The following is a 9,154-nucleotide window of genomic DNA, read 5'->3' as shown; positions in this document are numbered from 1 at the left end:
GTTCCGTGGTATACTGCGTATGATAGTAGAGGTAGTATGGTGAGAGTGGGGCTTTGCTCCGCTCTTTATTATTGAAAAAAACCGGTTTGGTTTTTTCTGACATCTTGTACCGAAGGAGGCTCCTATATGGCGAAAGTCACCGAGCTGGTCCGTGCACTGGCCCAGCCCATCGCGGCTGAAAACGGCTGCAGCATCTGGGATGTGGAGTATGTGCGTGAGGCGGGTACCTGGTTTCTCCGGGTCTATCTGGACAAGGAGGGCGGCGTGACCATCGACGACTGCGAGGCCGTGTCCCGGCCCCTGTCCGACGCCCTGGACGAGGCCGACCCCATCGAGGGCAGCTACACCCTGGAGGTCTCCTCCGCAGGCATTGACCGGGTGCTCCGGCACCCGGAGCACTTCGACGCCTTCCTGGGCTCCGAGGTGGAGGTCCGCCTCTACCGCCCCGTGGAGGGCCGGAAGGACCATGTGGGCCTCCTGAGAGGTTATGAGAACGGTGATGTGACGGTAGAGCTCCCCACGGGAGCTGTGACCTTCCCCAAGAAGGACGTGGCCCAGGTGCGGCTGTACGTCCGTGTTTGATTCCCGCCGGGAATCCGTAATGCTATAAGGAGTTTGATGAAGGATTATGGCTAAGAGAAATGCAAAGGCTCAGAAGAGCAATGAGCTGGACGGCAAGGAGTTTTTCGCTGCCATCAGCATGATCGAGCAGGAGAAGGGTATTCCCAAGGGCTACATGCTGGAGAAGATCACCCAGGCCCTGATCAGCGCCTACAAGCGGGACCATGAGGGCGCCGGGGACAACATTGTGGTGGACACCAACGAAGAAAAGGGCGAGGTCCGCATGTTCGTCAAGAAGGACGTGGTGGAGACCGTCGACAATCCCTACACCGAGATCAGCCTGGAGGAGGCCCGGACGCGCCTGCCCCACATCCAGCTGGGCGACGTGGTCCGCATGGAGGTCAAGACCAAGGATTTCGGCCGTATTGCCGCCCAGACCGCCCGTCAGGTCATCATCCAGGGTATGCGCGAGGCTGAGCGGGGCATGATCTATGATGAGTTCAGCTCCAAGGAGCACGAGCTGCTCACCGGCGTGGTCACCCGCATCGACCCCCGCTCCGGCTCCGCCAGCCTGCGCATCGGCTCCGGCAACGAGGCCACCGACGCCTTCCTGGCCGCCGGCGAGCAGGTCCGGGGCGAAACCTTCCGCGAGGGCGACCGGCTGAAGGTGTATGTGGTGGAGGTCCGCCGCTCCACCAAGGGCCCCCAGGTCCTCATCTCCCGCACCCACCCCGGACTGGTCAAGCGCCTGTTCGAGCTGGAGGTGCCCGAGATCTACGACGGCACCGTGGAGGTCAAGTCCATTGCCCGCGAGGCCGGCAGCCGCACCAAGCTGGCCGTCTGGTCCGCTGACCCCAACGTGGACCCCATTGGCGCCTGCGTGGGTCCCCGGGGCCAGCGCGTGAACAACATTGTGGAGGAGCTCAAGGGCGAGAAGGTGGACATCATCAAGTACTCCGAGGACCCCGCCGAGTACGTGGCCGCCGCCCTCTCCCCCGCTGACGTCATCAGCGTCACCACCCTGGACGACGGCAAGAGCTGCCGCGTGGTGGTGCCCGACGACCAGCTCTCCCTGGCTATCGGCAAGGAGGGCCAGAACGCCCGCCTGGCCGCCAAGCTCACCGGCTTCAAGATCGACATCAAGCCCGCCTCCAACCCCGGCGGCGACGAGGACGAGGAGACCGACGAGGTGCTGGTGGACGATGTGGCCGACGAGACCGCTGACGCCGCTGAGGCCGGCGACGAGTCCCTGGACGTGTAATCCCACTCTCTGATTTTTCCCATGGAAAGGGGGCGCCTGTCCCATGCCCAAAAAAATTCCCCTGCGCCAGTGCCTGGGCTGCCGGGAGATGAAGCCCAAGAAGGAGCTGATCCGGGTGGTCCGCTCCCCCGAGGGCGAGGTCTCCCTGGACTTCAAGGGCAAAAAGCCCGGCCGCGGCGCTTACGTCTGCCCCAGCCCCGAGTGCCTGAAAAAGGCCCGGAAGGCCAGGGCGCTGGAGCGCGCCTTCTCCGCCCCCATGCCCGACGAGGTGTGGGAGGCCCTGGAGGCGCAGATGAAGGAGGCCCCCGATGTCTAACGCCATTCTCTCCCTCATCGGCCTGAGCAAAAAGGCCGGACGGCTGGAGGTGGGCGAGGAGCCGGTGGGCGCGGCCGCCCGCGCCCGCCACGCCAAGCTCCTGCTGGTGGCCAGCGACGCCGCCGCCAACACCCGCCGCCGCTGTGCCCATTTCGCCGAGGCAGGCGCTGTGCCCTGGGCGGAGCTGCCCTTCACCAAGGAGGAGCTGGGCGGCACCGTGGGCCGCAGCTCCTGCGCCCTGGTGGCCGTCACCGATATCGGCTTCGCCTCTTCCCTGGCCGCCAAGCTCTCCGCCCTGAATCCGGAGCAGTACGGCGACCTGGCCGCCGCCCTGGACACTAAGGCCCAAAAGGCCCTCCAGCGGCAGAAGGAGCAGCGCCAGCACGAGAAAAATCTCCGTGAGGGCAAGCGCAAGCCCTGGGCCGCTCCCCCCAAGGAGCAGAAAGCCAAGCCCGCCAAGGAGCAGCAGGTCCCCGACTCTGTCCGCAGGCTGCCCATAAGCGGCTCCCCCCGGCCCAAGGGTCCCAGAGGCAAGTTCACCGTCAAAATCCGGTCCCGCCAGGACTCCAAGCCCCAGTCATGAACAAGATTTTCCCGCCCTTGCGGCGGTTTCCCATAGAGAACGTATCCGTTTCGAGCAGAGAGCTTGTTCCAATAAGAAAGCGCAGGAAAACCCTGCCTGCGTTTTCCTATTGGTGCAGGCTCCACAATGGAGGTGGCTCATTTGCTGAACAAATACCGTGTGCATGAGGTTGCGAAGGACTTCAAAATGAACTCCAAGGATATCGCCGATATCCTCACCAAGTACGCAACCACGCCCAAGAACCATATGCAGGTGCTGGAGGACAGGGAGCTGTCCATCATCTTTGAGTATCTGACCCAGCACAACCAGGTGGACAGCATCGAGAGCATTTATGCCGATGTGTACCACGAGCCCAAGAAGGCCGAGGCCCCCAAGGCTGCGCCCGCCCAGCAGGCCAAGCCCAAGGAGACCCCCAAGGCTCAGGCTCCCCAGCAGCAGGCCCAGCGGCCCGCCCCCCAGCAGAACCAGAATCAGAACCAGCAGCGGCCTCAGCAGCAGGCCCAGCCCCAGCAGCCCCAGGCCGAGCAGCGGCCCGCCACCCGCGTCCCCGAGAAGAAGGTGGTGGACACCCGCAAGAGCGGCAACGTGAACCTGGAGAAGTACGACGAGCGCCTGGAGTCCTTCACCTCCGAGCGCCAGCAGCAGGGCGGCGGCAAGCAGAAGTTCCAGGGCCGCAACCAGCGCCGGAACAACAGCTTCCAGGGCAGCAAGCGCCGCGCTGAGGAGCAGGAGAAGATGCGCCGGCTCCAGGCCGAGATCGCCAAGAAGCACCCCACCGTGGTCAAGATCCCCGACGAGATCGGCGTGGGCGAGCTGGCCAGCCGGATGAAGAAGACCGGCGCCGAGGTGGTCAAGTGCCTGATCAAGAACGGCGTCATGGCCTCCCTGAGCGACATCATCGACTTCGACACCGCCGCCATCATCGCCGAGGAGATGGGCTGCAAGGTGGAGAAGGAAGTCATCGTCACCATCGAGGAGAAGCTCATCGACACCGCCGAGGACAAGGAAGAGGATCTGGTGCCCCGCGCCCCCGTGGTTGTGGTCATGGGCCACGTCGACCACGGCAAGACCTCCCTGCTGGACTATATCCGTAACTCCCACGTGGCTGCCGGTGAGGCCGGCGGCATCACCCAGCACATCGGCGCCTACCAGGTGGACGTCCAGGGCAAGCCCATCACCTTCCTGGACACCCCCGGCCACGAGGCCTTCACCGCCATGCGTGCCCGCGGCGCCATGATCACCGACGTGGCCATCCTGGTGGTTGCCGCCGACGACGGCATCATGCCCCAGACCGTGGAGTCCATCAACCACGCCAAGGCCGCCGGCATCCCCATCATCGTGGCCATCAACAAGATGGATAAGCCCACCGCCAACCCCGAGCGCATCAAGGAGCAGCTCACCAACTACGAGCTGGTGCCCGAGGAGTGGGGCGGCGAGACCATCATCTGCCCCATCTCCGCCAAGACCGGTGACGGCATCGACAACCTGCTGGACATGGTCATCCTGACCGCCGAGATGCAGGAGCTGAAGGCCAACCCCAACCGTACCGCCCACGGCGCCGTCATCGAGGCCCGTCTGGACAAGGGCCGCGGCCCCGTGGCCACCCTGCTGGTGCAGAACGGCACCCTGAAGCAGGGCGATATCATCATCGCCGGCACTGCTGTCGGCCGTGTCCGCGCCATGACCAACGCCCGGGGCGAGAAGCTCACCGAGGCCGGCCCCTCCGTGCCTGTTGAGATCATCGGTATGGGCGAGGTGCCCGGCGCCGGCGACGACTTCCACGCCGTGGCCGACGAGCGTATGGCCCGTGAGCTGGTGGAGCAGCGCAAGCACGACCAGAAGATGGCCGCTTCCGGCGGCGTGAAGCAGAAGGTCAGCCTGGACGATCTGTTCAGCCAGATCCAGCAGGGCGAGATCAAGGACCTGAACGTCATCGTCAAGGCCGACGTCCAGGGCTCCGCCGAGGCCGTGAAGTCCTCCCTGGAGAAGCTCTCCAATGAGGAGGTCCGTGTCCGCGTCATCCACTGCGCCGTCGGCGCCATCAGCGAGAGCGACGTCATGCTGGCCACCACCTCCAACGCCATCATCGTGGGCTTCAACGTCCGTCCCGACAACAACGCCAAGGACACCGCCGCCCGCAACAAGGTGGATATGCGGATGTACCGCGTCATCTACGACTGCATCGAGGAGATCCAGACCGCCATGAAGGGCATGCTGGCCCCCAAGTTCAAGGAGGTCTTCCTGGGTCAGGCCGAGGTCCGCGAGGTATTCCGTATCACCGGCGTGGGCATGGTCGCCGGCTGCTACGTCACCAACGGCAAGATGCAGCGCGGCGCCCAGATGCGCCTCCTGCGGGACAATATCGTCATCTACGACGGCTCCATCGCCTCCCTCCAGCGCTTCAAGGACAGCGTGAAGGAGGTCGCCCAGGGCTACGAGTGCGGTATCACCTTCGAGAAGTTCCAGGACATCAAGCAGGGCGACGTCATCGAAGCCTTTATCATGGAGCAGATTGAGGTATAACTCTACTTCTTGCGGGGTTCCCCCGGTCCGGCATAGCCGGCCCGGCCTACGCTAAAAATTTGCCACCGGCAAATTTTCTTAACGCTGCGGTGGAGCAGATTGAGGTATAATTCCACTTCTTGCGGGGTTCCCCCGGTCCGGCATAGCCGGCCCGGCCTACGCTAAAAATTTGCCACCGGCAAATTTTCTTAACGCTGCGGTGGAGCAGATTGAGGTATAATCCTATTATTTACAGACCCCAAAAGCAGGGCGGGCGTTTTCGCCCGTCCTGCTTTGCTTATGAACAGGAGGTCCCATGAGCTGCGTGTATCTTCTGGCCGCTTCCCACCCCCTGCCCCTCTATGATTCCGGCCTCCGACGCCTCCGTACCGCGAAGGCCGGAACCACAGTCGTCACAGTGGAGGAGGACGGCTTCTCCGTTCAGCCCCATGAATACTACCGCTGTGCGGTGGACGACCTGGGCCTAGACATGCAGCCCTGCCGGTACGAGCTGAATCTGGCTCCCACCGCGGAGGACGCCGCACATCTGCGGGCTTATCTGGAGCAAAACTGCGCCCGCGGGGAAACCGTGGAGCTGTGGCATCTCTGGGTGGGCGGCGAGAAGCACAGAATCCGCCGCTTCTCCGGGCCTCTCTCTGCCCTAGAGCAGGACACTCTGGAGCAGCTGGAGGAGCATTCCCAGACCTGCCTGACCATCACAATATAACGCAGAGCGCTTTCAAGCGCTCTGCCTACTGATTTGAAAGGAGATCCGATTATGGCGAGCAATCGAATCGGACGCATCAACGAAGAAATCCAGCGTGAGCTCTCCGGCCTCATCCGCACGGTGAAGGACCCCAGAGTCCACGGTCTGGTCTCCATCACGGCGGTGGACACCACCACCGACCTGCGGTACGCCAAGATCCACGTCAGCGTACTGGACAAGAGCGACGTCAACGAGGTGGTCAAGGGCCTTAAGTCCGCCGCAGGCTACCTGCGCCGGGAGCTGGGCGCCGCCCTCTCCCTGCGGTACACCCCGGAGCTCATCTTTGAGAAGGACGACTCCATGGCCCAGGGCGCTCACATCCTGAGCATGCTCCGGGACCCCGAGGTGGTCAAGCCCGCCAATCCCGCCAACGCCCACATCAATCTGGACAGTGAGGAGTGATTCCCCATGACCTATACTGAGGCCGCTGAACTGCTGAAGCGTCAGGACAATATCCTCATTCTCACCCACCGCCGCCCCGACGGGGATACCATCGGCTGCGCCGTGGGCCTGTGCGCCGCCCTGCGGGAGCTGGGCAAGACCGCCTGGGTTCTCCCTAACGCCGACGCCACCGCCCTCTTTACCCCCTATCTGGAGGGCTATCTGTCCCCCGAGGGCTTCTCTCCCGACTTTGTGGTCAGTGTAGATATCGCCAGCCGTGGGCTCTTCCCCGACAACGCCAAGTGCTGGCTGGAAAAGGGCGTGGACCTGGCCATCGACCACCACGGCTCCAACGAGGGCTTTGGCAAGGAAAACTGCGTGGACCCTGGCCGGGCCGCCTGCGGCGAGCTCATCTACGACATCATCCGCCAGTGGGGCCCCGTCTCCCCCACTGCCGCCCTGCCCCTGTACCTGGCTGTGTCCACCGACACGGGCTGCTTTGTGTACAGCAACACCACCTCCGCCACCCACCGGGTGGCCGCCGACCTGCTGGACACCGGCATCGACTACCGGAGCGTCAACAAGCGGCATTTCCGCACCAAGAGCTTCAAGCGGCTGCGGCTGGAGAGCATGATCACCGAGGGCATGGACCTCTTTGACAACGGCACCATCGCTATCGCCGCCGTCACGCTGGACATGATGAAGGCCCTGGACGCCCACGAGGAGGACGCCGAGGACATCGCCGCCTTCGCCGGACAGATTGAGGGCGTGGAGACCGCCGTCACCATCCGGGAGCTGCGTTCCGGCGAGTGCAAACTCTCCGTCCGGACCTCCGCCGGGCTCAATGCCTCGGCGGTGTGTGCTCTGCTGGGGGGCGGCGGCCACGCCGCTGCCGCCGGGTGCTCGGTGGTGGGCACTGTGGCCGACGCCAAGGCCGCCATTCTGGACGCCATCCGCCAGATTCAGCAGGGCTGAGGAGGCCAGAATGGCAAACGGAATTATTGTAATTGACAAGCCTGCCGGTTGGACAAGCATGGATGTGTGCGCCAAGATCCGGGGCGTGCTCCATGAGCGCCGGGTGGGCCACGCCGGAACCCTGGACCCCATGGCCACCGGGGTGCTGCCCGTCTTTTTGGGCCGCGCCACCCGGGCGGTGGAATTCGCCGCTGAGGGCGGCAAGGAATATGTGGCCGGGCTGCGTCTGGGCGTTGTGACCAATACCCAGGACACCTCGGGCACAGTGCTGGAGGAGAAGCCCGTGTCCGTCGACCGGGCCGCCCTGGAGGCCGCACTGGCCTCCTTCCGTGGAGACATCCTCCAGATTCCCCCCATGTATTCCGCCATCAAGCGGGACGGCAAGAAGCTCTACGAGCTGGCCCGGAAGGGTCAGGAGGTGGAGCGTGAGCCCCGCCCTGTGACCATCTACGGTCTTGAAGTGGTGGACCAGACCGGTCCTGCCGACTACCTGCTGCGGGTCCAGTGCTCCAAGGGCACCTACGTCCGCACCCTCTGCCACGACATCGGTCAGGCTCTAGGCTGCGGCGGGTGCATGTACTCCCTCCGCCGCACCGAGGCCGCCGGGTTCTCCCTGGACCAGGCCGTCACCCTGGACGACCTGCTCTCCGCCGAGGACCCCCAGAGCCTGCTGCTGCCGGTGGACGCCTATTTTGCCGGAAGGCCCATCCTCATTCTGAAACCTGAGCCGGAGAAAAAGGTGCGCAACGGCGCCTCCCTCCCCGCGCCTGGTCTGCCCGACGGGGAGTACCGAGTTTACAGCCAGTCCCAGGAATTCCTGGCCCTCTGCCAGGTCCAGGACGGTCGTCTCACCACTATCAAGAGCTTTTTCGAGGTGTAAGTAATGGAGCAGAAGAAACGGGTCATCGCTCTGGGCTTTTTTGACGGCGTGCACCGGGGCCACGGCGCCCTGCTGAGCCGGGTGGCCCAGGTAGCCCATGAGATGGGGGCAACCCCCGCCGCCGTCACCTTTGACACCCATCCGGAAAACCTGATCATCGGCAGCCCCATGCCCCTCATCAGTTCCCCCCTGGACCGGGCCGAGCTGATGCGCCGGTACTACGGCATTCAGGAGGTCATCATCGCCCACTTTGACGACCGGATGATGCACATGCCCTGGCGGGATTTTGTCACCGACTTCCTCATCCGGGAGAACGGCGCCGTCTACCTGGTGGCGGGCCACGACTTCCACTTTGGCTACAAGGGCGAGGGCAATCCGGATCGGCTGAGGACCGTATGCGCCGAAATGGACATCGGATGCGACATCATTCCCAAGGTGGAGCTGGACGGCATCACCATTTCCTCCACCTACATCCGCACCCTGCTGGCTCAGGGTGAGATGGAGCGGGCCAACTACTTCCTGGGCCACCCCCACACCCTGACCGACACAGTGGCTCACGGGAAAAAGCTGGGCACCACCCTGGGCTTCCCCACGGTAAACCTCCACTTCGCCCCCGGGGTACTGATTCCCGCCCGTGGCGTGTACGCCACCCGGGTGTGCTTTGAAAACGGCGACAGCCGTCCGGCGGTGACCAACATCGGCGTCCGCCCCACGGTGGATGACCACGGCTCCGTCAATGTGGAGGGCTTTATCCTGGATTTTGACGGGGACCTGTACGGCCAGACCATCCGGATGGAGTTCTACCGCCATCTCCGTGGAGAACGCAAGTTCCCCAGCCTGGAGGCACTGCGGGATGAGGTCATGCGCAATGCCGAGCAGACCCGGGAATACTTTGCCACCCATCCCTGATAAACGCATCAAAAAACGCG

At 63.9% G+C, this 9,154-nt stretch carries 10 protein-coding genes; all 10 read left to right on the top strand.

All coding sequences use genetic code 11. The annotated features are described in order from the left end of the window. The first annotated feature begins 126 nt into the window (after positions 1–126). Positions 127–582 carry a ribosome maturation factor RimP gene (gene rimP / locus ACOX7T_RS14220; RefSeq protein WP_433443942.1) on the top strand — a complete coding sequence of 152 codons (456 nt, stop codon included), beginning with the start codon at positions 127–129 and terminating at the stop codon, positions 580–582. Between the two features lie 46 nt (positions 583–628). Beyond that, a complete protein-coding gene (nusA, locus tag ACOX7T_RS14215) occupies positions 629–1,822 on the top strand; it encodes a transcription termination factor NusA (RefSeq protein ID WP_433443940.1) in 1,194 nt (397 codons plus the stop codon). 43 nt (positions 1,823–1,865) lie between these two features. Next, the gene (rnpM, locus tag ACOX7T_RS14210; RefSeq protein WP_294547840.1) at positions 1,866–2,138 is read left to right on the top strand and encodes an RNase P modulator RnpM; all 273 of its coding nucleotides are present in this window, start codon (positions 1,866–1,868) and stop codon (positions 2,136–2,138) included. Beyond that, entirely contained in the window at positions 2,131–2,721 is a 591-nt protein-coding gene (locus tag ACOX7T_RS14205) for a L7Ae/L30e/S12e/Gadd45 family ribosomal protein (protein WP_433443938.1), read from the top strand. Before rnpM ends, ACOX7T_RS14205 begins: the two co-directional genes overlap by 8 nt. Before the next feature lie 126 nt (positions 2,722–2,847). After that, positions 2,848–5,244, top strand: coding sequence for a translation initiation factor IF-2 (gene infB, locus ACOX7T_RS14200; protein WP_433443936.1), 2,397 nt, complete (start codon positions 2,848–2,850; stop codon positions 5,242–5,244). A gap of 295 nt (positions 5,245–5,539) precedes the next feature. Beyond that, on the top strand, positions 5,540–5,950 hold the full coding sequence (locus ACOX7T_RS14195; RefSeq protein ID WP_433443934.1) for a hypothetical protein: 411 nt from the start codon (positions 5,540–5,542) through the stop codon (positions 5,948–5,950). A gap of 51 nt (positions 5,951–6,001) precedes the next feature. Further along, complete coding sequence (gene rbfA / locus ACOX7T_RS14190) at positions 6,002–6,391, top strand: 30S ribosome-binding factor RbfA (RefSeq protein WP_148317176.1); 390 nt, start codon at positions 6,002–6,004, stop codon at positions 6,389–6,391. A 6-nt stretch (positions 6,392–6,397) separates the two neighbouring features. Then, the gene (locus ACOX7T_RS14185; protein ID WP_433443931.1) at positions 6,398–7,345 is read left to right on the top strand and encodes a DHH family phosphoesterase; all 948 of its coding nucleotides are present in this window, start codon (positions 6,398–6,400) and stop codon (positions 7,343–7,345) included. 10 nt (positions 7,346–7,355) lie between these two features. Further along, positions 7,356–8,225: a tRNA pseudouridine(55) synthase TruB gene (gene truB / locus ACOX7T_RS14180; RefSeq protein WP_433443929.1), complete on the top strand. Its 870-nt coding sequence runs from the start codon at positions 7,356–7,358 to the stop codon at positions 8,223–8,225. Positions 8,226–8,228: 3 nt separating this feature from the next. Beyond that, positions 8,229–9,134, top strand: a complete 906-nt coding sequence (ribF, locus tag ACOX7T_RS14175) for a riboflavin biosynthesis protein RibF (RefSeq protein ID WP_433443927.1) — start codon at positions 8,229–8,231, stop codon at positions 9,132–9,134. Positions 9,135–9,154 lie beyond the last annotated feature (20 nt).

Origin of the sequence: Pseudoflavonifractor sp. (assembly GCF_050943825.1) — a bacterium.
GTDB lineage: Bacteria > Bacillota > Clostridia > Oscillospirales > Oscillospiraceae > Pseudoflavonifractor.
This window is presented reverse-complemented; position numbering and strand designations above follow the sequence as displayed.

Coding starts and splice junctions, on each gene's coding strand:
- rimP (WP_433443942.1), top strand. CDS start 127: ATGGCGAAAGTCACCGAGCTGGTCCGTGCACTGGCCCAGCCCATCGCG.
- nusA (WP_433443940.1), top strand. CDS start 629: ATGGCTAAGAGAAATGCAAAGGCTCAGAAGAGCAATGAGCTGGACGGC.
- rnpM (WP_294547840.1), top strand. CDS start 1,866: ATGCCCAAAAAAATTCCCCTGCGCCAGTGCCTGGGCTGCCGGGAGATG.
- ACOX7T_RS14205 (WP_433443938.1), top strand. CDS start 2,131: ATGTCTAACGCCATTCTCTCCCTCATCGGCCTGAGCAAAAAGGCCGGA.
- infB (WP_433443936.1), top strand. CDS start 2,848: ATGGAGGTGGCTCATTTGCTGAACAAATACCGTGTGCATGAGGTTGCG.
- ACOX7T_RS14195 (WP_433443934.1), top strand. CDS start 5,540: ATGAGCTGCGTGTATCTTCTGGCCGCTTCCCACCCCCTGCCCCTCTAT.
- rbfA (WP_148317176.1), top strand. CDS start 6,002: ATGGCGAGCAATCGAATCGGACGCATCAACGAAGAAATCCAGCGTGAG.
- ACOX7T_RS14185 (WP_433443931.1), top strand. CDS start 6,398: ATGACCTATACTGAGGCCGCTGAACTGCTGAAGCGTCAGGACAATATC.
- truB (WP_433443929.1), top strand. CDS start 7,356: ATGGCAAACGGAATTATTGTAATTGACAAGCCTGCCGGTTGGACAAGC.
- ribF (WP_433443927.1), top strand. CDS start 8,229: ATGGAGCAGAAGAAACGGGTCATCGCTCTGGGCTTTTTTGACGGCGTG.